This is a genomic window from Arthrobacter sp. efr-133-TYG-120 (assembly GCF_030209785.1).
In the GTDB taxonomy this organism is placed as follows: Bacteria; Actinomycetota; Actinomycetes; order Actinomycetales; family Micrococcaceae; genus Arthrobacter.
In genome coordinates, this window is sequence record NZ_JARVRI010000017.1 from 91,182 (window position 1) to 111,875 (window position 20,694).

Here is a 20,694-nt window from a genome sequence, read left to right on the forward strand (position 1 = left end):
CAGCCATGACCGCTTCACTGGTCCGCCACCGGCGGGTCTCCCAGACGGCCACCACGACGGCGACGCCCGGCTCGGGCAAGAACCCGGGTCTTGCGTCGAAGATTGCCCGGGCGCTGGTCAGCGTCATCACCACCACGATCATGGTCGCGGCAGTGGCTGCGTTCCTTTTCCTCGCGGTCGGGCCCCGCGTCCTCGGCTACCAGACCAGCACCATGCTCACCGGCTCGATGTCGCCCCTGATCAACCCGGGAGACGTGGTTGTCACCGTTCCCGTGGCGGTCCAGAACCTGAAGGTCGGGGACATCATCACCTACCACATTCCGGTGGAGGACCAGCGGGTGGAGACCCACCGGATCATCGACCTGACGGTGAACAACCAAGGCACTGCCACCGTCCGCACCAAGGGCGACGCGAACAACGGCGCCGACCCCTGGACAGCAACGTTGGCCGGAGGTCAGGTTGACCGCCAGGTGTTCACCGTCCCGTACCTGGGCAACGCGATCCGCGCTCTTCGTGATCCCGTGGTCCTGAAGGTCCTGATGTATGGCGCTCCGGCCGCCCTGGTGGTCATGGTTCTCGTCTCCATCTGGCGGAAAAAGCCCGAAGGCGACGACGGCGCCGTGGACACCGGCGCCGCCCTGCCGGCCTTTGACCGTCGCCCGCTCAAGCGCCTGGCACGGGAAATGAAAAGCAAGGAGGCTGCCGAGAAGTTCGCGGCCGCCTACGCCAAGATGCTTCCCCAGCGTGTGGACAAGATCAGCCACGCACTGAGTACCGGCGACAGCGACCTCGCGATGGATGCGGTGCTCAGCCTGAAAACCAGCTCCTCGATGGTGGGTGCGCTCCGGATGGAACAGCACTGCGTCCGGCTCGAACACGCCTTGGTCACAACCGATCACACCGCGGCAGCCCAAGCCGGGGAACTCGTCCGCCAGCACCAACCACAGCTGGAAAAAGCCCTGGGTGGTCACACCACCCGGCGCGCCGCGTAAAATCCTCTTCACAGAACCGAACCGGATGCCCTGCCCTTACCGCATGAAAGCGGTGAGAATGGAATGGACCACCGGGCCTGACAGAAAGCCGCTGACCTTGCGTAGAAGCCGGAGCACCGCCGACGCAGCGCAGACGCCTGCGTTGGGGCGCGTCGCCGCGGTCCTGGCAGCGGCTGCGGTGTTGGTCTTCGCTCCCGGTATCGCGCAGGCCGCGTTCAACTCAGCTGCGGGCGCTGCCCTCCCGGTCTCCTCCGCCACCCTGGCTTCGACCGCCACGGTCAGCGCGAGTTGCCAGGGATCGAACCTCACCATCAGCGTCACGAACTGGGCACTTTCCGATCCCCGATTCGTAGGACAGTTCACCGTCACTTCCAGCCTCGGGCTCGTCCTTTTCAGCGGCAACAGCAACCAAAGTGGGGGCGGAACCTACACGGCGAAAATCATTCCCCACTTTGGAACCTGGAATTGGTCGGTCAGCAACCAGTATCCGGTCCCCGGCACCAACAACACCTGGACGGGCACCCCCACGTCGGGCCAGTTCACCTGCACCTAAGCGCACACCGCTACCCCCGCAGCGAACGCGGGCTCCGGCGTCCGTCAGGCTCTATATATTGAGAGCATGACCCAGACTTCCGGTTCCGCCCAGCCATCCCACGCCGAAGGCCCAACGGCCCCCGTCGCCAAGAAGGTGCCGCACACCCGCGAGCACCACGGCGATGTTTTCGTGGACAACTACGAATGGCTGCGGGACAAGGAATCCTCCGAGGTCATTGAGCACTTGAAGGCTGAAAATGCCTACCAGGAAGCCGTCACCGCACACCAGGAACCGCTGCGGGAGGCGATCTTCCAGGAAATCAAGGGACGCACCCAGGAGACGGACCTCTCGGTCCCCAGCCGCAAGGATGGCTGGTGGTACTACACCCGCTCTGTCGAGGGCAAGGAGTATGGCATCCAGTGCCGCGTCCAGGCCGCGAACTCGGGCAACCCGGTGGCGGACTGGACCCCGCCGGCGGTGGAACCCGGCGTCGAACTCCCGGGTGAAGAAGTCCTGCTGGACGGGAACGCCGAGGCGGAAGGCAAGCCGTTCTTCTCCATTGGCGGAACCGCCGTGACCGTAGACGGCAACCTCTATGCCTACGCGGTGGACAACTCCGGCGAGGAACGCTTCACGCTCCGCATCAAGGACCTGCGCACGGGTGAACTTCTGCCCGACGTCATCGAGAACATCTTCTACGGCGTGGCCTTCTCCCCCGACGGCACGCGGATCTTCTACACCGTGGTTGACGATTCCTGGCGCCCGTACCAGGTGAAGTCGCACGTCCTGGGCACGCCCGTCAGCGAGGACGAGGTCATCTACCAGGAGGACGACGTCGCAATGTGGCTCGGATTCGAGCTCTCCTCCGACCGGAGGTACCTCGTGCTGAGCATCGGCTGCTCGGAATTCAGCGAGACGCGCCTGCTGCGCTTCGACGATTTCGACGCCGGCCTGTCCACCGTGATTTCCCGCGACGAACACATCCTCTACGAGGCCGAGCCGTTCCTCCTCGATGGTGTTGATGGACAAAAAGCTGAGACGATCCTCCTGACCCACAACAAGGGTGCCATCAACTCGATGGTGTCCATCGCGGACCCGGCCGAGTTCGCCAAGCCGCCGTCCGAGCAGAACTGGCGCACCGTCGTCGGGCATTCCGACGCCGTTCGCGTCAACGGAGCGGGCGTCACCTCGACGCATCTGGTGGTGTCGGTACGGCAGGACACGATCGAACGCGTGCAGGTGCTTCCGCTCGCCGGGCTGGGAACCGCCGCGCAAGGCGCCGCCGTGGAGCCCGCCTTCGACGAGGAGCTGTACACGGCCGGCGTGGGTGGAACCGACTATGAAGCGCCCGTGATCCGCATCGGCTACACGTCCTACTTCACGCCGTCGCGCGTGTACGACTTCGTGCTGCCCACCGCCGCGCTGCCGCACGGCGAACTGCTGCTGCGGAAGGAAAGCCCGGTGCTGGGCGGGTACACCGCGTCCGACTACGTGGCCACCCGGGAATGGGCGACGGCGGCGGACGGCACGCGCGTCCCGCTGTCCGTGTTGCGGCACGCCTCCCTTGCGCGGGACTCAAGCGCCGCCGGCCTGGTGTACGGCTATGGCTCGTACGAGGTCAGCATGGATCCCGGCTTCGGCGTGGCCAGGCTGTCCCTCCTCGATCGCGGAATCGTCATGGTGATCGCCCACATCCGCGGCGGCGGCGAGCTCGGCAGGCGCTGGTACGACGACGGCAAGAAGCTCAACAAGAAAAACACCTTCACCGACTTCATCGCGGCAACGGACTGGCTCGCGTCCTCCGGTTGGGTGGCGCCGGAGCGGATCGCGGCCATGGGCGGCTCCGCGGGCGGCCTGCTGATGGGCGCCGTGGCCAACCTCGCGCCGGAAAAGTACGCGGCGATCGTGGCGGCCGTGCCGTTCGTGGACGCGCTCAACACCATCCTGGACCCCGAGCTGCCGCTCTCCGCGCTCGAGTGGGAAGAATGGGGCAACCCCATCACGGATCCCGAGGTGTACGAGTACATGAAGTCCTACACCCCGTACGAGAACATCCGGGCCGTTTCGTACCCGCAGATCGCAGCGGTCACGTCCTTCAACGACACCCGCGTGCTCTACGTTGAACCGGCCAAATGGGTCCAGGTGCTGCGCTCCGAGACCACGGGCAGTGCGCCCATCGTCATGAAGATCGAGATGGACGGTGGACACGGCGGAGCATCGGGACGGTACGTGCAGTGGCGCGAGCGCGCGTGGGACTATGCCTTCGTCGCGGACTCCCTTGGCGCCGTCGAACTGCTGCCTGGAGCCGGACTCAAGTAACGTTCTCGATAGTAGGCTTCCCGTGGGGGGACGGACCGGACAGTAGGAGCGTAGCTTGACTGACAATGCATCGTTGCCAAACCGGGCCTTGGTGGCCGACCCTGACCCGGCCCGCCTCGCCGAGACGGTTGCAGCGCTCGCCGCGGCAGGGTTTAGGGTTCGTTCAGCGCCCGACGCCGGTTCACTTGCGGCCGCGCTGGAAAGCGAACCGTGCGACGTGCTGGTGGTGGACAACGACCTCCGGGAGTTCCTTCCCCGGAACAGCGTTCCGGTTTTGCTCTTGCTGGATCCCGAGAACGAGCTGGATGTTGCTGCCCTGGAAGGGTGGACGATTGCTGATTACACCTACCGAGGACAGCCTCCCGCATTTCGGGTGCACCGGGCCTTGGTACTGATAGCCCGCGCCGCCGAACGGACGCGCCGCCGTTCGGAAGCCGAGTCGCTGAGGGAGAGCCTGCGGAAGGTATCCGCGGCGATCCGGTCAACCATTGATCCAGGCCTGATTGCCCGGCACCTGGTCGACGGAATCGGCGAGGCCTTGGGCGCGGAACACGTCTGGTTCACGACGTTCCCGGATACCCGGGTGCCGCAGGTGAGCGCCGAATGGAATGCGCCCGGACTGGTGCCGGGAGTCCTGCCGGGAGAACTCACTGACGAAATCGCCACGTTCGAACTGGCGGAACGGTTGTGGGCAGAAGCGGAAGTGCAGCCGCTGCCCAAACGGGCTCCCTCGGGTGAATCCGGCGGTGCGGGTGATACCGGTGGTGCGGGGGCGCCGTCGGCCTCTGTTGTGGTGCCGGTAGGCGAGGGAGACCTCGTTCTCGGCGTCATCTGGATCGCCCGCCCGGACACGGCGCAGGAATGGACCCGGGCCGAAATAGGCCTGATTCAGCACGTCTCGGGGAACTTGGCGTATGGCCTGATGCAGAGCCACCTGATTGGCGCGCAACAGCAGGTCATGTACAAGCTCCAGGAACTCGACCAGGCCAAGACCGACTTCCTCACCACGGTGAACCACGAACTCCGTACCCCCCTGACGTCCATCACGGCATACCTGGACATGATCCGCGCTGGCGCCGGTGGACCTCTTCCCGCGGGCGTCGAGCGGATGGTCGATGTCATTTCGCGAAATGCCGAGCGGCTCCGACGACTGATCGAAGACATGCTCACCGTCTCGCACCAGGACACTTCCGGCGACCTCGAATTGAGCCGCGTGAATGTGGGCACCCTGCTCAGGCTTGTTGTCTCGACGTTGCAGCCGCTCGCCGACTCCCGTTCGCTGTCCCTCACTGTGATGCATGCGCCCGGAACCATGACCGTCCAGGCCGACGAGGCCAAGCTCGAGCAAGTCTTCGCCAACATCATCAGCAACGCGATCAAGTTCACGCCCAACGGCGGCCACGTCGCGGTCAGCAGCGGGGTCACATCGGACCCGGGGACGGTTCCCAGCGTGGTGGTGCGCGTGGAGGACACCGGCGTCGGGATCCCCGAAACCGAGATCGAACAGGTGTTCACACGGTTCTTCCGCGCTTCAAACGCCTCCACTGCGGCCATCCCCGGGAGCGGGCTTGGCCTGGCGATTGCCCACGACATTGTGGAACGCCATTCCGGCCGGCTCGACGTCGAGTCCGCCCTGGGCGTAGGAACCACGGTTTCAGTCCGGCTCCCGCTGGATACCGAGAGCTAAGGGCGGCCGCCCAAAAAAACACCGCCCCTGGGCGGTGGCCCGGGGCGGTGTGTGGAGCTTCTTCTTGCCCGTCTACCCAAGTAGCTAGCAGTAGATGCCGTTATGAGGCGCCAAAACGGCATCTAGTGCGAGTCAGTTGGGCCACCAACCGATCTGAGCGTAGTTCACAACAGTGCCGGTGGTAACCGTCGTTACTGTTGTGCCGGTGGTGTCGTGCGTGGTCTTCGGTGCGGCATTGGCAGGGGTGACAAATCCGCCAATAGCCAGCAGGCCCGTCATGAGCAGTGTTGCGGCGAATTTTTTCATGCGATGCTCCTTTGAGCCGTGAAAATCCGAAGTTGACTTTCCCAGCGTAAAGAGCGTTGTTAAAGGTTCGCTTAAGATTGGGTCAGTTTTCCGATGTCTTTGCCGCTAGGCGGTAACCGACGCCACGCACTGTTTCCACCCACCGCGGCGACTGCGCCGAGTCGCCGAGCTTCCGCCGCAGATTGGCGATGTGCACCTGGATCGCGCGCTCTTCGGATTCGCTGACAAAGCCTCCCGTTTCGTACTCCCTGGCGTGGAGCCAGCGGGCAAGCCCCGTGGTGCTTCGCACAACGCGCCCGGCCTCCATGAGGGCCTGAAGAAGGTCGAACTCGGTGCGGGTCAATTGCACCTCTTCGGTTCCCACCCGGGTGGTCCGCGTGGCTACGTCCAGGAAAAGGCCATTGTGTTCCAGTCCCGATGGCTCAGCCGCCGGCAGCGCAGGTGTGGGTCCGGTTGGCGAGTTCGACGCCGGGGCCGGCGGCAGCTCCGCCGTCGGGCTCCCTCCGGAGCTGCTCAAAAGCTTGCTGCCACGCGGCCGCCGAAGGAGCGTCTCAACCCGGGCCAGGAGTTCGCGCGGCCGGAAGGGCTTGGTGACGAAGTCGTCGGCGCCGATGGCCAGCCCTTGCAGGGTGTCCACTTCACGTGCCCGGGCGGTGAGCATGATGATGTAGGCGTCACTGAACTCGCGGACGCGGCGGGTGACCTCGATCCCGTCAATGTCGGGCAGGCCAAGGTCCAAGGTGATCACGTCGGGGTTGTGAAGGCGGACCGCATCCACGCCGTCGACGCCGTTTCCGGCCGCGTAAACCTCCAGGCCCGATGCCTCGAGGACGGCATGGACTACCTCACGGATGTCATCGTCATCCTCGATTACTACAGCCACGCCCGATGCGCCCACTTCAAGATCCCCATCTCTCTTATGCTCAGCCCACCTTAACACCAGCGGTACCTGCTATTCTCGCGCATGTCGGCGTAAGTCCGCTTTACGCGCGCGCCCGCGGCCGTGCCGGCGTCGCGGCGGGGCTATTTCCGGCACTCTTCCTGGTCGCACTGCTCACCTGATCTGGAGCTCTCGCCTCACGAACGCGATAAGCAGGTTCCGCGATGTTTCCACCGGAAGGGACGAACCCCGCGCATAGCACTGGACGGCGAGGCCATCCACCATGGCTGCAGTCTCGATGGCGAAACCTTGGGGATCGTCACAGACGAAGGATCCCTCGCTGACGCCGCGCTCGGTGATCTCGCGCAAGGCGTTGCGCCAGCCGTCGTAGTGTTCGCTCATCCAGCTTCCGTAGGCTTCGTCCCTGGCCGCAGCGGACCAGAAATCGAACCAGATCAGCCAGTGCCTGCGGGAATTCGCGTCGGAGCCGAACATCCCCTCGAGGAAAAACAGCAGTTCCCTAGTAGGGTCGCCGGACCCTCTGGCGCTCTCCAGCAGGGGAACGTAGAAGTCTGCGGTTTCCGCCTTGACTACTTCCATCAGGACTTCGTCGAGACTCTTGAAATGGTAAGTGATGGTCCCGGGTGACACTCCGCAGGCTTTTGAAATGTCGCGGATCAGGACATTGAACAGTCCTTTGTCCGCGATCAGGTCCCGCGCGGCGTCAACCACCAGCTGACGCCGCACTTCAGTGGGGTGCCGCTGCCGTTCGCCGGCAGTCTTGGCGCGAGGCCGCTCTTCGTGGTCCTTGGCGGTCGCCGTCATGTCGCTCGTCCCCGTTTCCCCTGCTCAGGCCGATGTCCGACTAATGCGCTTCTCAAAGGTCTCTTCAAGGAATAGTTGCTCTTTATTTCTTCCGCGAACGATCTAATTCATGTACTGTACGAATAAATCGTCCGGGAGAGCAATAGTTCCCTGAATAAGCGCCCTGAAGCAAAGGGCCACTTCACCGGGAAGGCCCCAATTGTGACCGGATGGTACCGAAGACCAGATATGCTGATGGTGCTGTCTTCCGCGCCCACATACGTGGCTACCCGCGAGGCCCTGAAGGTGATGGACCCCCAGGACCTCACGCCGCTGCGCTACTTGGGCGCCGCCGTCGTGCTTGGCTTGGTGCTGCTGATCCGGCGGCAGCGGCTTACGCTGCGGGGTGGTGACATTCCGAGGATGCTTGTCGCGGGATTACTGGGGTATGCGGGCTTCGGCCTGCTCCTGAACCTCGGGCAGACGACTGTTCCGGCCGGAACAGCGAGTCTCCTGCTGAATATCTCGCCCGTCTTCGCGTTCGTCCTCGGTCATCTGATGTTACGGGAGAGAACGTCGGGCCTGGGCTACTGGGGGATGCTGCTTGCCGTAGCAGGCGTCGTAGCCATTACGCTGGGCGATTCCGCGGCCGTCGGCTTCAACGGCGATGCCTTGTACATCGTGGCAGCCGCACTTCTCCTGTCGGCATTCCTCATCGTCCAGCAGCCCCTGCTGGCACGCGTCCCTCCGCTCGAAGTGGTCTTCTGGGGATCCCTCATCGGCGGAGTGGCAACCCTGCCGACCGCCCGGTTCGCAGCGACGCCGTCCGAGTTCACGTGGAACGCTTGGCTGGCATTGGCCGTGCTCGTGGTGATCTGCACCGTGGTGGGCTACGGTTTCTGGAACGTTTCGCTCTCGCGGACAAGCGTGGCAGAGGGCGGTTCTCTCCTGTACGTCGTGCCGGTGCTGTCCCTGCTGCTCGGGTGGATTTTGCTCGGCGAAGTCCCGGGTGTCGCCTCGCTCCTCGGTGGCGCGGCCGCATTGGCCGGCGTCATCCTTCTCTCCCGGGCAACCGCATCCATCGCACCCGAGAAAGAACTGGAGCCCGCACCATGACCGTCCCGCAAGCAGCTCGCAGCGGGCGCTATTTCCGCGCGCGCCACTCCGAGTCAAGCATCGCGTAGATGACTTCGGTGGACCATTGGCCCTTGTAATGCCAGTTGTCCACGAGCTCGGCTTCGCGGCGCATCCCAAGCCGTTCGCACAATCCCGACGACGAGGTGTTCAGGGCATCCAGCTTGGCCTCGATCCGGTGGAACATGAGGGTTTCAAAACCCAGGCGGAGCACGGCTTCGGCCGCTTCTGCGGCGTAGCCCTGGCCTCGGCTTTCCGGCGCCAAGATCCAGCCGATTTCGGCCTGCCCCGTGCCCGGCAGCCACTTGAGCACCACTTCGCCAAGCAAGCCCGCCGCGTCCGCGCGCTCTATGGCGAGGCACACCCAGTCGCCCTCTTGTTCGAAAGAGAAGTTGGCGTAGCGGCCCAACGCTTCCATGGACTGCGTGAGGGTCAATTCCTGCCGGAGCAGGAAGCGCGCCGTCTCGGGCAGAGACTGGTAGGCGTGGAATCGCTCCAGGTCAGTGGCCTCGAACCTGCGAAGCACGAGCCTCGGGGTCCGGATGGGCAGTTCGATGAGCGGCATGACTCGAGGCTACTACGTTGGGTTTTTGGGGGTCTGGATCCGTCCCGCCGAGCGATCTCCTCTTGACAGTTCAAGCAAACTGGGATTACCTAATGAACATTCGGTAAATAAAGCTGGAGGCAATGACGCATGGTTGAGACCACCCTTTCTGGCGCAGCGCAGCACCAGATTCTCAAGAACGACTACGCCTCCGAGTGGATGGGCCTGGAGGTGCTCAAGGTCGACGACGGCCACGCCACCGTCCGCATGAAGCTCCGGCAGGAAATGCTCAACGGCTTCGGAATGGCCCACGGCGGAATGATCTTCGCCTTCGCCGATTCAGCTTTTGCACTGGCATGCAACCCGGCCAACCCCTCGCCGTCGGAAGCCGACACCATAACTGTCGCCGCCGGCGTCGACATCAACTTCCTCAAGCCGGCCTATCAAGGCCAAGTGATCACCGCCGTCGCGAACCGTCGCGCCAACAACGGCCGCAGCGGCCTGTACGACATCCAAATCTTCGCGGCCGACGCAAGCGAACCTTCCGCCGTCGGGTCTCCCGAAGAACCGGGCAGCTACGGCGAGCTCATCGCCGAGTTCCGTGGCCGCAGCCGCACCATCTCCAAGAAGTAGGAAGACAATGACACAGAACACCGTCGCCGCTCCCGACGCACCGCTTAACACCGCACAGCTAGATCGCGAAGAAACCATCTCCCGCGACGAGCTCGAGGCCTTGCAGCTGAGCCGCCTCCAACGGACCGTGGCCTACGCCTACGATCGCGTGCCACTGTACAAGCGCAAGTTCGACGACGCCGGCGTCCACCCTTCCGATCTCCGCGAACTGTCCGATCTCGGCAAGTTCCCGTACACCACCAAGGAAGACCTCCGCCAGGAATACCCCTTCGGCATGTTCGCCGTACCGCAAGACGAAGTAGCCCGCATCCACGCGAGCTCCGGAACCACGGGCCGCCCTACCGTCGTCGGGTACACCAAGAACGACCTCGCCAACTGGGCAACCCTCGTGGCCCGCTCGCTCCGCGCTTCCGGCGTCCGGCCGGGCATGAAGGTCCACAACGCCTACGGCTACGGCCTGTTCACCGGCGGTTTGGGCGCCCACGCCGGTGCCGAAGCGCTCGGCTGCACCGTCATCCCGATGTCCGGCGGCCAGACCGAACGCCAGATCCAGCTGATCCAGGACTTCAAGCCGGACGCGATCCTGGCGACCCCGACTTACCTGCTCACAATCGCCGACGCGATGGCGCACATGGGTGTGGATCCGGCGTCGACCTCGCTCAAGTACGCCGTGCTCGGAGCCGAACCGTGGACCGAGGAAATGCGGCATGAGCTCGAAACCACCATGAACATCAAGGCCTGCGACATCTACGGGCTCTCGGAAGTCATGGGCCCGGGCGTAGCCGGCGAGGCCGTGGAGACCCAGGACGGCTGCCACATCTGGGAAGACCACTTCCGCCCCGAAATCATCGATCCGTTCGATCCCTCCCGCGGGGAAAGCGCCGTGCTGGCCGACGGCGAGCCGGGCGAACTCGTCTTCACCTCGCTCACCAAGGAAGCGCTGCCGATCATCCGGTACCGCACCAAGGACCTCACTCGACTGCTGCCCGGCACCGCCCGCCCCGCGCACCGCCGCATGGGCCGCATCACCGGACGCAGCGACGACATGATCATCCTGCGCGGTGTGAACCTCTTCCCTTCACAGATCGAGGAAATCGCCCTGCGCATCCCCGAGCTCAGCCCGCACTTCCAACTCGAGCTCACCCGCCCCGAAGGCAAGCGCATGGATTCGCTGACGGTCAAGATTGAGCGCCGCGAGAACGTTTCGGTCGAGGCGGGCACGACGGCGGCACACGCCCTGCGCGAACAGATCAAGATCCACGTGGGTTCTTCGTGCGTGGTGGACGTCGTGGAGCCGGGTTCGCTTGAGCGCTCCAACGGCAAGCTGCGCCGCGTCTACGACATGCGACCCAAGAGGTAACGTGGCCGGGCGCATGCGCGAATCAACCGACCGTTCATGAGAAAATGGCCAGCATGCCTAGTGAAACAGTAACCAAGCGGGGACGCCCCGGATACGACCAGCAATCAGTGCTGCTCATCGCCGTCGACGTCTTCAACCGGCACGGTTACGACGCCACATCCATGGGCATTCTGGCCGAAAACCTGGGCATCTCAAAATCAGCCATCTACCATCACGTGCCGTCCAAGGGCGACCTCCTAAAGCTCGCCCTTGAGCACGCACTGGGTGGGCTCGAGGCCATCCTGGAACAGCCCGAGGCTGTTACCGGGGCGGCCGACGCGCGTTTGGAGTTTGTCCTACGGCAGACCATCGCCGTGCTGGTGGACCGGCTGCCGTTCGTCACGCTGCTCCTGCGTCTCCGCGGCAACACCGACATTGAGCGCGATGCCCTGGAACGGCGTCGTGCCTTCGACCACAAGGTGGCCGCGTTGATCTCGGCCGCCCGCGAAGAAGGCACGCTGCGCCAGGACATCGACCCCCGCACCGTGACCCGGCTCCTGTTCGGGACCATCAACTCGATTGTGGAGTGGTACAAACCGGGCGGCTCGCTCTCCCCGCAGCGCCTGGCCGACGACGTCATCACCATGGCGTTCGACGGCCTCCACGCCTCGGCGTAGGTCGCCCGGTTTTCCCCGCCCCCTCAGACGCTCGCTCACATATACGGCACTTTCGACCGACGCCCGCTCACATATACGGCACTTTCGACCGACGCTCGCTCACATATATCCCCAATTGGCAGAACGCCCGCTCACTAAAAAGTGAGCGGGCGTTCTGCGTGGTGCTGTGATGCTTTTCAGAGCTGGTATTCGGCCTGGATACCCAAACTTTCATGGACGCAAAGGACGTTGTTTTCCGTGTCCATGAACCAGGCGCAACGGTCGGCGTCGGTGGTACAAATGTGGTGTTCTGTCTTGAGATCCGGGAGATCGTAATCCCGGAATTCGACGCCGTTCGCCTCCATTTCGTCGACTGTCCGCTCGATGTCGCTGACTTCAAAGGAAAGGGCAGTGTGCGACGAGTGCATGCCGTCCTTGATGGGCATCAACTGCAGCATGGGACCGCCGTCGATGCCGAACAAATCATTTCCATCCCAGGTCATGCCGCGATGAGGGAGGCCGAGTTTCTCCGCGTAGAAGCTGCGGGCTCGGTCCACGTCGTCGACGGGCAAGACGGTTGTGGCTGTTCTGAGTGCTAGGTTCATTTCGCCACCTCCTACGCAAAAAATCTTACGCCGGGCGGGATCGGAAAGACCTTGTGAGCATGCGTTGGCTAGACCGTTGTCAGGGCGACAGCCTCGGCCTACTATGTGCACAGCCCCCTCGCAGGGGAACAACTCCGGGACCTTCCCTCAACGGGTGATGGGAGCACCTTAGGAGGCCCGAGTCCTGGACATCAGGGACGGGAAGACAATGACCAAATATCTATTCGAAGCAAACTACGTAGGCGACGGAATCAAGGGGCTGTTGCGCGAGGGTGGCACCAAGCGCCGCGATGCTGTGGTCGATGCACTCAAATCCGTAGACGGATCGCTTGAGAGTTTCTACTACGCTTTCGGGGAGACCGACGTCGTCGGAGTCTTCGAGATCCCGGACGCGGCTAGCGCCGCCGCCCTCTCACTCATGATCAATGCGACAGGCGCTGTGCGCCTGCATTTGAAGCCGCTCATGACGGTGGAGGATCTCGACGAAGCTGCCAAGAAGACCCCGACATACCGCGCCCCCGGGCAATAGAACTCCTTAGACACGGAACGCTCCCCAGTGATGGGGAGCGTTCCGTGTGAGCGGGCGTCCGGCCAAACACCCACACAAGTGAGCGGGCGTCCGGCCAAACCCCCACATACGTGAGCGAGCGTCGGTAGGGGAGGCTACTTCTCCACGAGGGTCAGGACGTCGTAGGTGGCTACGATTTCGTCGTTCTGGTTGGTCAGGACGGCGTCCCAGGCTACTTCGCCGTAGTCGTCGGTCTCGCGCGGAGTGATCTTCTTGGCCGTAAGCGTGACCCGGATCGAATCCCCGGCGGCAACGGGAGTGATGAAGCGCAGGTTCTCCAGGCCGTAGTTGGCCAGGACGGGGCCCGGTGCCGGCTCCACGAACAGGCCGGCGGCCCAGCTGAGCAGCAGGTACCCGTGCGCCACGATTCCCGGGAAGAACGGATTGGCTTCGGCTGCTTCCTGGTTGGTGTGGGCGTAGAAGGTGTCGCCGGTGGAGTTGGCGAAGGCCGTGATGTCGTCCAGGGTGACCTGCCGCAGTTCGGACCGCACGGCGTCGCCGATCCGCAGGGTTGCCAGCGACTTCCGGAACGGGTGCGTACCTTCGGTCTCCACTGTGAAGTTGCGGTCCGCGCCCGTGTGCCAGACGCCGGTCACGGCAGTGAGCATGTTCGGCGAGCCCTGGATCGCGGTGCGCTGCATGTGGTGCATGACGGAACGGATACCACCGAGTTCCTCGCCACCACCGGCGCGGCCCGGCCCACCGTGAACCAGGTGCGGCACAGGCGAACCATGCCCGGTTGACGAGCGGGCGTCCTCGCGGTTGAGCATCAGGACACGGCCGTGGTGTGCCGCGATTCCCGTCACCAATTCCCGGGCGACAGCAGGATCGTTGGTGCACACGGAGGCCACCAGGGAGCCGCCACCGCGGGCGGCGAGGCGGACGGCGTCGTCGAGGTCCGAATAGCCGATCACGGACGACACCGGACCGAAAGCCTCGAGCGAGTGGACGGCTTCCGAGTCCACGTCGGCCCAGCTCAGGACAACGGGCGACATGAACGCGCCGCCCTCCACGACGCCGATGGTGCCGTCCAGCGAGGTGACCGACGGCGAATCCAGCGTCCCGTACGCGAGCTCGCCACCGGCGTCGAGCATTGACTGCACTGCCGCGCGGACGTCGGCGAGCTGCTCGAGCGACGCGAGGGCGCCCATCGTGACGCCCTCTGCCCTGGGGTCGCCGACGACGACGCGCTCGTCCACGCGCGCGCCGATGGCGGAGACGACGTCGGACACCAGCGCCTGGGGCACGATGGTGCGGCGGATCGAGGTGCACTTCTGGCCGGCCTTGACCGTCATTTCGGTGACGACCGACTTGATGAAGGCGTCGAACTCGGGGGTGCCGGGCACGGCGTCGGGTCCGAGGATGGCCGCGTTGAGGGAGTCGGTTTCGGAGGTGAAGCGGACGCCGCCCTGGACCACGTTGGCGTGGGACTTGAGCGAGTTGGCGGTGGAGGCGGAACCGGTGAAGGCGAGAATGTCGCGGTAGTCGAGGTGGTCCAGCAGGGTGCGGGCGGATCCCGAGATGAGCTGCAGCGAGCCTTCCGGCAGAATGCCCGACTCGACGATCGCCTTGACCACGACGGCGGCAACGTAACCGGTGGGAGTGGCTGGCTTGACGATGGTGGGGACGCCAGCGATGAATGCAGGCGCGAACTTCTCGAGCATGCCCCACACGGGGAAGTTGAAGGCGTTGATCTGCGCCGCGACGCCCGGGATGCGGGTGTAGATGTGCTCGCCGGCGAAGGAACCGTCCCTGGACAGGACTTCCATGGGTCCGTCCACTACAACCTGCGAGTTCGGCAGTTCGCGGCGGCCCTTGGAACCAAAGGTGAAGAGCACGCCGATGCCGCCGTCGATGTCCACCATCGAGTCGATCTTGGTGGCGCCGGTCTTGAAGGACGAGGCGTAGAACTCTTCGCGGCGGCCGTTCAGGTACTGGGCGAGTTCCTTGAGCTTGAGGGCGCGCTGGTGGAAGGTGAGCTTGCCGAGCTCGCGCTGGCCCACCGTGCGCCCGTAGTTCACGACGCCGGCAAGGTCCAGTCCGTCGGTGTTGACCGTTGCGAGGATCTCGCCTGTGCTGGCGTCGCGGACGGGGACGCCAGCGGAGGCTTCAGCGCTGGGGGTCCACCACTCGCCCTGGACGAAACTGGGCACGGTTTCAACGGTTGTGGCTTCCGGAGCGACTGCGGTACTGGTCATCGTCGACGGGTCCTTCCAAGGCACGGGCACGAAATGGACTGAACGGCCGCAAATTACTGACCGGCCGTTCGGTAATACAACCCAGAATACATGAGAGGCCCGATCTGCACACTAGATGCCCGCCGGGACGCTGCTTCTACCGCGTTCTACCGCGCCGGAGCGTTGAGTTTCGCTCGGATGGCGGAAATTTCCGCCTCGGAGACCCCATTGGCTCTCAGGAAGGTAGACGTGTCCAAGGAATGCGCGAATTCCAACAGGCTCACGCTGCGCGATGCCAGCAAGGCCTCGAGTGCGGCTTCCTCGAGAAAGGGATCGTGGGCGTGCGGGGCGCGGTGGTGGCGGTGGCGCTCGTTGATTCCGCGCATTCCCTGCTGGTAACCGCGCACGATTTCCTCGTCGCCGGCTCCGGACAGGTTCTGCAGCATCACGGCGATGATCCCGCTACGGTCACGCCCGGCAGCGCAATGCACTACAACACCGCCGGGTGCCGCGGCGATGGCCTTGAAAACCGCGGCGAGCCTGTCCGGGAAGAGCCGCACATAGTCGGCGTAGTGGGCAGGGTCTTTCAGGTACGGGCCAAAGCGCTCGGTGAACTCCTTGTCCTCCGGATCTTCGGTGGGGCAATGGACGATCTCGAAGCGAGCAGTCGCATCCGCCGAAACCTCGGGATCAACCTCCCTGGGCTGCTGCTCGCGAAGGGTCCGCAGATCGATCACGGTGCGGATGCCGGCGTCGTACATTTGCTGCCACCCGAGATCGGTGAGCCATTCCCGCCGACCCATCCGGTACAAGCCTCCGGCGATGTGCCAGGCGTTCACCGCACCGTCCCAATGGACGCCCCGCTGCTTGGCGGCGGTTGAGATCCCATCCATACCGGACAGCTAACCACACGCCGGATAGGTGAGCGAGGGTTTGCTCGGAAGGCGGGATATGTGAGCGGGGGTCGGGAGGAAAGGCGGGATATGTGAGCGAGGGTTGGGTCTTGCGGGTTTTACGTGATCCATGTCATACTCTTTCTCGATACGCATCGACGATGCGTATCGACGCACTACGCATCACCAAGACCCACTGAACCCGGCAAGGAGGCCTGGAACGTGCCCACCAGCAAGGATGTCGCCCAGGCTGCCGGCGTAGCCCAAAGCACCGTCTCGTACGTGCTCAGCGGCAAGCGGCCCATCTCCGAGAAGACCCGGAAAAAGGTCGAGGCCGCCATCGAGCAGTTGACTTACCAGCCCAACGCCGGCGCCCGCGCCTTGGCAAGCCGCAAGACCCGGGTCATCGGCCTGGTCATTCCGTTCATTCCGGAGCTGGAAATGGGATCGATCATGGAGTTCGTCTCGGTCATTGCCAGTACGGCCCGGCAATTCGACCACGACATTCTCCTGGTCACCGACGACGAAGGCGCCGCCGGACTGAGCCGCGTGGTCGGGCAGCAGATTTGCGACGGCCTGATCCTCATGCAGGTTGAGGACGAGGACGAGCGTCTCCCGGTGGCCCGCAGCCTGAACGTCCCGGTGGTGCTGATCGGCATCCCCCGCGATCCGTCCGGGCTGGTCTGCATCGACGCCGACTTCGAAATGGCCGGTGAACACTGCGTCCGGGATCTTGCGGCCGCAGGCCACTCTGTGATTTCCGTTATTGATTGGCAGCCCGCAGTGATGGACCGCCACGTGAACTACGTCGACCGGTTCTTGAACGGCACGGACGTCGCGGCCAAAGCACTGGGCGTGACCGTGCTCCACCTTCCCGGCGGGACCGACCGCGCCACCATCTCCAAATCGGTGGACAAGGCCCTCGCCGGCACCACCGGCAAGCCCGCGTTCATCGCTCCCGACCGCACCATCCAAGACATTCTGCGCCGCGACTTGGGCCGCCGCGGTTTGACCCTGGGGCGGGACGTTTCTGTTATCGGAAGCGCCTCCCCCACCCTCGCCGAGCTCCAACCCATACCGCTTTCCACCATTGATCTGCGCCCGGCTGAAGTATCCCGCCGGGCAGTCAAAATCATGTGCCAACTCCTCGACACCGACTCCCACGGACCACACGAATCCCTGGAGTTGGTACCCACGGTCATCACGCACCGTTCAAGCACCCTCCGTCCGCAGTGAATCGCCACCCCTGATCCACCGCGTCAACGCTTTTCATCGCAGGTCGTTACTCCGTTACTCCGTTCGTTTCGGCATCGTCGATACGCATCGATGATTCGATAATTCACTTCCCATCAACAAACGCACCATTCCCTTCCTCCACCAACAAAGGAACAGACAATGAAGTCAGCTATCAGGACACGCCGCCCGCTCGCCCTGGCCGTGGCCGCTCTCGTCGGCCTCCCGCTCGCCATCTCGGGCTGCGGCACCACTACCTCCGCCTCCTCCACGGATGCCGTGAAGGAAATCTCCGTGATGGACTACTACAACAACGAGCCGGACAAGTCCTTCATCGGCGACGCCCTGACCGCCTGCGGCACCAAGGCAGGCGTCACGATCAAACGAGAGACCGTGCCGGGCAAGTCCTTGATCTCCAAGGTGCTCCAGCAGTCCTCTTCGAAGACCCTTCCGGATGTACTCATGCTCGACAATCCGGACCTGCAACAGATTGCCGCTACCGGAGCGCTGGCTCCACTGTCCGATTTCAACATCAGCACCGCCGATTTCGCGCCCGGGGTCCTGAGTGCAGGCACCTACAAAGACAAGGTGTACGGGCTCGCCCCCACCGTGAACACGATCGCGCTCTTCTACAACAAGGACATTCTGGCCAAGGCCGGAGTCACCCCGCCCACCACGTGGGACGAGCTAAAGACGGCGGCCACCAAGCTCACCTCAGGCGAGCAGTATGGCCTGGCCTTCAACGCCAACCCGACCTACGAGGGCACATGGCAGTTCCTTCCGGTCATGTGGTCCAACGGAGGCGACGAGAAGAACATCGACACCCCAGCGACAGCCCAGGCCCTCCAGCTCTGGACCGACCTCGTCAAGGACGGATCCGTGTCCTCCTCGGCGCTGAACTGGACCCAGGCAGACGTCAAGGACCAGTTCATGGCAGGCAAGGCAGCCATGATGGTCAACGGCCCCTGGCAGATCCCGGCGCTCGACAAGAACACCGCGCTGAAATACGGCGTCGTGAAGATTCCGGTCCGTGACGCCAGCCAGACAGCCGTTGCCCCGCTTGGCGGCGAAGTGTGGACCGTTCCGCAGACAGGCAATAAGGCCCATCAGGCCAAGGCCGCGGAAGTGGTGGCCTGCATGAACAGCGACGAAAACCAGCTGGCCATGGCCAAGGCCCGCAACACTATCCCGTCCAAGACCTCGCTGGCCGCAAAGTTCGCCACCGACAACCCCAAGCTCGCCACCTTCACCGACCTCATCAAGACAGCCCGGGCCCGTACCGGCGAACTCGGAGAAGGATGGCCGGCACAGGCGACCAAGATCTACACCGCAATCCAGACCGCGCTGACGGGCAAGGCCTCCCCCGCCGACGCCCTCAAGCAAGCCCAAGGCCAGTAAGCGGCTGGACATGTCCCTCACAACTGATTCGTCGCAACCCAGAGCGCAGGCCAAGTGGCAGGCCAACCAGCGCGCCAACCAGCAGGCCACAGCGCGCGCAAAGTCCGGCTCGGACAACACCCGGGCCGGGGAGGCAATCCAGTCACCGCGCCGGCGCAGCCGCAAACGCCGCGAGCGCCTCTTCCAGTGGCTGTTCCTGGTCCCTGCCGTGACCTACATGGCGCTGTTCTTCGGCTACCCCGTGGTCAAGAACATCGTGATGAGCTTCCAGGACTACACCACGGCCACGTTCTTCACGGGCGAGGCCCCCTGGGTGGGGTTGGCGAACTACGCGAAGGTGCTGTCGTCGTCGTTGTTTTCAACATCTTTGGTGAATACCGCGCTGTTCACGCTGGGATCCATACTGGGCCAGTTCGTGATCGGGCTGGCGCTGGCGATCTTCTTCCAGCGCAAGTTCCCGCTCAACGGAATCCTGCGTTCGCTGCTCCTGCTCCCCTGGTTGCTGCCGCTCATCGTGTCCAGCGCCGTGTGGAGATGGATCCTGGACAAGGACAGCGGAGCCTTGAACCGCTTCCTCGGAGAGATGCACATCGTGAATACGGGCGTTCCATGGCTCACCAGTACCTCGCTGGCGCTGATCGCCGTGGTGGGGGTGAACATCTGGATCGGCATCCCGTTCAATCTGACCATCCTCTATGGCGGCCTCCAGGAAATACCGGATGAGCTCTACGAGGCCGGTTCCTTGGACGGCGCCACCGGTTGGAAGGCGTTCCGGCACATCACCTGGCCGATGCTGCGTCCGGTGGTGAGCGTGGTCCTGGTGCTCGGCGTCGTCTACACCCTCAAGGTGCTGGACATCATCCTGGGCCTGACCAACGGCGGCCCGGCGAATTCGACCCAGACCATCGCCACCCAGTCCTACGATCTGTCCTTCCACGAGTTCAAATTCGGCGAGGGCGCCGCGCTGGGCAACGTCCTGGTGGTCATTTCGCTGGTCTTCGCGGTCCTGTACTTGCGTGCCAGCCGGCGTTCCGTCGATGAGTGAGGAAACCATGACGACGACGAAAATCACCACCCGCCGTTCGGCGCCGGCGGGCGCCCGGAAAGCGAGCGCCCGAAATAGGATCGCCTCCAAAGGCGCCGGACCGGTTCGCTCCGGGACGGGACCCGAGCGCAAAAGGTGGGGCTACACCGTCCTGGCCATCGTCTTCCTGGCCATCATGCTGTTCCCGGTCTACTGGATGGTCAACGCTTCGCAGCAGCCCAACGGCACCACCTTGGAAACCTCGTGGCTGCCGCTCAAGCCGGACTTCACCGGCTACGCCACGGCCATCAGCGAGCAGGGCGGGAACCTGGCCACCAGCCTGGTGATCTCGCTCGGCAGCGTGGTGCTCAGCCTGGCCATCGCGGCGCCGGCGGCCTATGCCTTGGCTTATTTCAAGGTCAAGGGCGCTGGCGTGGTGCTCTTCGCGATCTTGATCAGCCAGATGATCCCGGGGATCGTGGTGGCCAACGCGCTGTACACGGCCTACAACGATCTTGGCCTGCTCAATTCCATCCCGGGCCTGATCCTGGCCGACTCCGCGCATGGCATCCCGTTCGCGATCCTCATCATCAGGGCCTTCATGAACGGCATGCCGGCGTCGGTCATCGAGGCGGCCCGAGTAGACGGTGCCGGGCATGTGAGGGCGTTCTGGTCCATCGTGGTGCCACTGAGCAGGAACTCGCTCATCACCGCGGGGCTCTTCACTTTCCTGTTCACCTGGAGCGACTTCCTGTTCGCCCTGACCCTGACCACCACGGAGGCCGTGCGGCCCGTGACGCTGGGAATCTTCCAGTACATCGGCGCCTACGTGAACGACTGGAGCTCCGTCATGGCCACGGCCGTCCTCGCCTCCATCCCGGCCATCATCCTGCTGGTCGCGGCGCAGAAGTACATCGCGGCGGGCACGGCCAGTGGAGCGGTCAAGTAGCGGCCGTCAAATAGCCAG

The 20,694-nt window shown here is 64.0% G+C and carries 20 protein-coding genes; 13 read left to right on the forward strand and 7 right to left on the reverse strand.

Annotation, left to right across the window (positions count from 1 at the left end):
- The first annotated feature begins 5 nt into the window (after positions 1 to 5).
- The 4 genes from QRN51_RS11860 to QRN51_RS11875 all read left to right on the forward strand — a co-directional run bounded on the left by QRN51_RS11860 (position 6) and on the right by QRN51_RS11875 (position 5,533).
- The gene (locus QRN51_RS11860) at positions 6 to 992 is read left to right on the forward strand and encodes a signal peptidase I (RefSeq protein ID WP_284990046.1); all 987 of its coding nucleotides are present in this window, start codon (positions 6 to 8) and stop codon (positions 990 to 992) included.
- A gap of 43 nt (positions 993 to 1,035) precedes the next feature.
- On the forward strand, positions 1,036 to 1,545 hold the full coding sequence (locus QRN51_RS11865) for a hypothetical protein (RefSeq protein WP_284990047.1): 510 nt from the start codon (positions 1,036 to 1,038) through the stop codon (positions 1,543 to 1,545).
- A gap of 66 nt (positions 1,546 to 1,611) precedes the next feature.
- Positions 1,612 to 3,846: a S9 family peptidase gene (locus QRN51_RS11870; protein ID WP_284990048.1), complete on the forward strand. Its 2,235-nt coding sequence runs from the start codon at positions 1,612 to 1,614 to the stop codon at positions 3,844 to 3,846.
- Positions 3,847 to 3,901: 55 nt separating this feature from the next.
- Positions 3,902 to 5,533, forward strand: coding sequence for a sensor histidine kinase (locus tag QRN51_RS11875; protein ID WP_284990049.1), 1,632 nt, complete (start codon positions 3,902 to 3,904; stop codon positions 5,531 to 5,533).
- A gap of 132 nt (positions 5,534 to 5,665) precedes the next feature.
- Here QRN51_RS11875 and QRN51_RS11880 read toward each other — a convergent pair whose 3' ends face one another.
- The 3 genes from QRN51_RS11880 to QRN51_RS11890 form a co-directional block, all read right to left on the reverse strand.
- Entirely contained in the window at positions 5,666 to 5,839 is a 174-nt protein-coding gene (locus QRN51_RS11880; RefSeq protein ID WP_172465637.1) for a hypothetical protein, read from the reverse strand.
- 82 nt (positions 5,840 to 5,921) lie between these two features.
- Positions 5,922 to 6,722 carry a response regulator transcription factor gene (locus tag QRN51_RS11885; RefSeq protein ID WP_284990050.1) on the reverse strand — a complete coding sequence of 267 codons (801 nt, stop codon included), beginning with the start codon at positions 6,720 to 6,722 and terminating at the stop codon, positions 5,922 to 5,924.
- 171 nt (positions 6,723 to 6,893) lie between these two features.
- Entirely contained in the window at positions 6,894 to 7,544 is a 651-nt protein-coding gene (locus tag QRN51_RS11890; RefSeq protein WP_284990051.1) for a TetR/AcrR family transcriptional regulator, read from the reverse strand.
- 234 nt (positions 7,545 to 7,778) lie between these two features.
- Between QRN51_RS11890 and QRN51_RS11895 the strand changes: the two genes are divergently transcribed.
- Positions 7,779 to 8,639 carry a DMT family transporter gene (locus tag QRN51_RS11895; protein ID WP_284990052.1) on the forward strand — a complete coding sequence of 287 codons (861 nt, stop codon included), beginning with the start codon at positions 7,779 to 7,781 and terminating at the stop codon, positions 8,637 to 8,639.
- 28 nt (positions 8,640 to 8,667) lie between these two features.
- Here the strand turns inward: QRN51_RS11895 and QRN51_RS11900 are convergent, their stop codons facing one another.
- A complete protein-coding gene (locus tag QRN51_RS11900; protein ID WP_284990053.1) occupies positions 8,668 to 9,222 on the reverse strand; it encodes a GNAT family N-acetyltransferase in 555 nt (184 codons plus the stop codon).
- Positions 9,223 to 9,351: 129 nt separating this feature from the next.
- Here QRN51_RS11900 and QRN51_RS11905 point away from each other — a divergent pair, with 129 nt between their 5' ends.
- The 3 genes from QRN51_RS11905 to QRN51_RS11915 are packed head-to-tail and all read left to right on the forward strand — an operon-like array spanning position 9,352 to position 11,850.
- Positions 9,352 to 9,834 (forward strand): hotdog fold thioesterase, encoded by a 483-nt coding sequence (locus QRN51_RS11905; protein ID WP_059389548.1) that lies wholly within the window; start codon positions 9,352 to 9,354, stop codon positions 9,832 to 9,834.
- A gap of 7 nt (positions 9,835 to 9,841) precedes the next feature.
- Positions 9,842 to 11,194, forward strand: coding sequence for a phenylacetate--CoA ligase PaaK (gene paaK / locus QRN51_RS11910; RefSeq protein WP_284990054.1), 1,353 nt, complete (start codon positions 9,842 to 9,844; stop codon positions 11,192 to 11,194).
- A gap of 53 nt (positions 11,195 to 11,247) precedes the next feature.
- Entirely contained in the window at positions 11,248 to 11,850 is a 603-nt protein-coding gene (locus QRN51_RS11915; RefSeq protein WP_078107744.1) for a TetR/AcrR family transcriptional regulator, read from the forward strand.
- Positions 11,851 to 12,026: 176 nt separating this feature from the next.
- Here the strand turns inward: QRN51_RS11915 and QRN51_RS11920 are convergent, their stop codons facing one another.
- On the reverse strand, positions 12,027 to 12,434 hold the full coding sequence (locus tag QRN51_RS11920; protein WP_059389546.1) for a VOC family protein: 408 nt from the start codon (positions 12,432 to 12,434) through the stop codon (positions 12,027 to 12,029).
- Between the two features lie 208 nt (positions 12,435 to 12,642).
- Between QRN51_RS11920 and QRN51_RS11925 the strand changes: the two genes are divergently transcribed.
- Complete coding sequence (locus tag QRN51_RS11925; RefSeq protein ID WP_284753769.1) at positions 12,643 to 12,963, forward strand: GYD domain-containing protein; 321 nt, start codon at positions 12,643 to 12,645, stop codon at positions 12,961 to 12,963.
- A 134-nt stretch (positions 12,964 to 13,097) separates the two neighbouring features.
- Here QRN51_RS11925 and paaZ read toward each other — a convergent pair whose 3' ends face one another.
- Together paaZ and QRN51_RS11935 are read right to left on the reverse strand one after the other, a co-directional pair.
- Positions 13,098 to 15,200 (reverse strand): phenylacetic acid degradation bifunctional protein PaaZ, encoded by a 2,103-nt coding sequence (gene paaZ, locus QRN51_RS11930; protein ID WP_284990056.1) that lies wholly within the window; start codon positions 15,198 to 15,200, stop codon positions 13,098 to 13,100.
- Between the two features lie 146 nt (positions 15,201 to 15,346).
- Positions 15,347 to 16,072 (reverse strand): tyrosine-protein phosphatase, encoded by a 726-nt coding sequence (locus QRN51_RS11935; protein ID WP_284990057.1) that lies wholly within the window; start codon positions 16,070 to 16,072, stop codon positions 15,347 to 15,349.
- Positions 16,073 to 16,294: 222 nt separating this feature from the next.
- Here QRN51_RS11935 and QRN51_RS11940 point away from each other — a divergent pair, with 222 nt between their 5' ends.
- From QRN51_RS11940 to QRN51_RS11955, 4 genes are all read left to right on the forward strand, one after another.
- On the forward strand, positions 16,295 to 17,308 hold the full coding sequence (locus tag QRN51_RS11940; RefSeq protein ID WP_284990058.1) for a LacI family DNA-binding transcriptional regulator: 1,014 nt from the start codon (positions 16,295 to 16,297) through the stop codon (positions 17,306 to 17,308).
- Between the two features lie 159 nt (positions 17,309 to 17,467).
- The gene (locus QRN51_RS11945) at positions 17,468 to 18,703 is read left to right on the forward strand and encodes a sugar ABC transporter substrate-binding protein (protein ID WP_284990059.1); all 1,236 of its coding nucleotides are present in this window, start codon (positions 17,468 to 17,470) and stop codon (positions 18,701 to 18,703) included.
- 10 nt (positions 18,704 to 18,713) lie between these two features.
- Positions 18,714 to 19,748 (forward strand): carbohydrate ABC transporter permease, encoded by a 1,035-nt coding sequence (locus QRN51_RS11950; RefSeq protein WP_284990061.1) that lies wholly within the window; start codon positions 18,714 to 18,716, stop codon positions 19,746 to 19,748.
- Positions 19,749 to 19,923: 175 nt separating this feature from the next.
- On the forward strand, positions 19,924 to 20,676 hold the full coding sequence (locus QRN51_RS11955) for a carbohydrate ABC transporter permease (protein ID WP_284990098.1): 753 nt from the start codon (positions 19,924 to 19,926) through the stop codon (positions 20,674 to 20,676).
- Positions 20,677 to 20,694: the final 18 nt, after the last annotated feature.

What these genes read in the sequence shown, in the direction of transcription:
- QRN51_RS11860 (WP_284990046.1), top strand. Translation starts at nt 6, where the DNA reads ATGACCGCTTCACTGGTCCGCCACCGGCGGGTCTCCCAGACGGCCACC.
- QRN51_RS11865 (WP_284990047.1), top strand. Translation starts at nt 1,036, where the DNA reads ATGAAAGCGGTGAGAATGGAATGGACCACCGGGCCTGACAGAAAGCCG.
- QRN51_RS11870 (WP_284990048.1), top strand. Translation starts at nt 1,612, where the DNA reads ATGACCCAGACTTCCGGTTCCGCCCAGCCATCCCACGCCGAAGGCCCA.
- QRN51_RS11880 (WP_172465637.1), bottom strand. Translation starts at nt 5,839, where the DNA reads ATGAAAAAATTCGCCGCAACACTGCTCATGACGGGCCTGCTGGCTATT.
- QRN51_RS11890 (WP_284990051.1), bottom strand. Translation starts at nt 7,544, where the DNA reads ATGACGGCGACCGCCAAGGACCACGAAGAGCGGCCTCGCGCCAAGACT.
- QRN51_RS11895 (WP_284990052.1), top strand. Translation starts at nt 7,779, where the DNA reads ATGGTGCTGTCTTCCGCGCCCACATACGTGGCTACCCGCGAGGCCCTG.
- QRN51_RS11900 (WP_284990053.1), bottom strand. Translation starts at nt 9,222, where the DNA reads ATGCCGCTCATCGAACTGCCCATCCGGACCCCGAGGCTCGTGCTTCGC.
- QRN51_RS11905 (WP_059389548.1), top strand. Translation starts at nt 9,352, where the DNA reads ATGGTTGAGACCACCCTTTCTGGCGCAGCGCAGCACCAGATTCTCAAG.
- paaK (WP_284990054.1), top strand. Translation starts at nt 9,842, where the DNA reads ATGACACAGAACACCGTCGCCGCTCCCGACGCACCGCTTAACACCGCA.
- QRN51_RS11915 (WP_078107744.1), top strand. Translation starts at nt 11,248, where the DNA reads ATGCCTAGTGAAACAGTAACCAAGCGGGGACGCCCCGGATACGACCAG.
- QRN51_RS11920 (WP_059389546.1), bottom strand. Translation starts at nt 12,434, where the DNA reads ATGAACCTAGCACTCAGAACAGCCACAACCGTCTTGCCCGTCGACGAC.
- QRN51_RS11925 (WP_284753769.1), top strand. Translation starts at nt 12,643, where the DNA reads ATGACCAAATATCTATTCGAAGCAAACTACGTAGGCGACGGAATCAAG.
- paaZ (WP_284990056.1), bottom strand. Translation starts at nt 15,200, where the DNA reads ATGACCAGTACCGCAGTCGCTCCGGAAGCCACAACCGTTGAAACCGTG.
- QRN51_RS11935 (WP_284990057.1), bottom strand. Translation starts at nt 16,072, where the DNA reads ATGGATGGGATCTCAACCGCCGCCAAGCAGCGGGGCGTCCATTGGGAC.
- QRN51_RS11945 (WP_284990059.1), top strand. Translation starts at nt 17,468, where the DNA reads ATGAAGTCAGCTATCAGGACACGCCGCCCGCTCGCCCTGGCCGTGGCC.
- QRN51_RS11950 (WP_284990061.1), top strand. Translation starts at nt 18,714, where the DNA reads ATGTCCCTCACAACTGATTCGTCGCAACCCAGAGCGCAGGCCAAGTGG.
- QRN51_RS11955 (WP_284990098.1), top strand. Translation starts at nt 19,924, where the DNA reads ATGCTGTTCCCGGTCTACTGGATGGTCAACGCTTCGCAGCAGCCCAAC.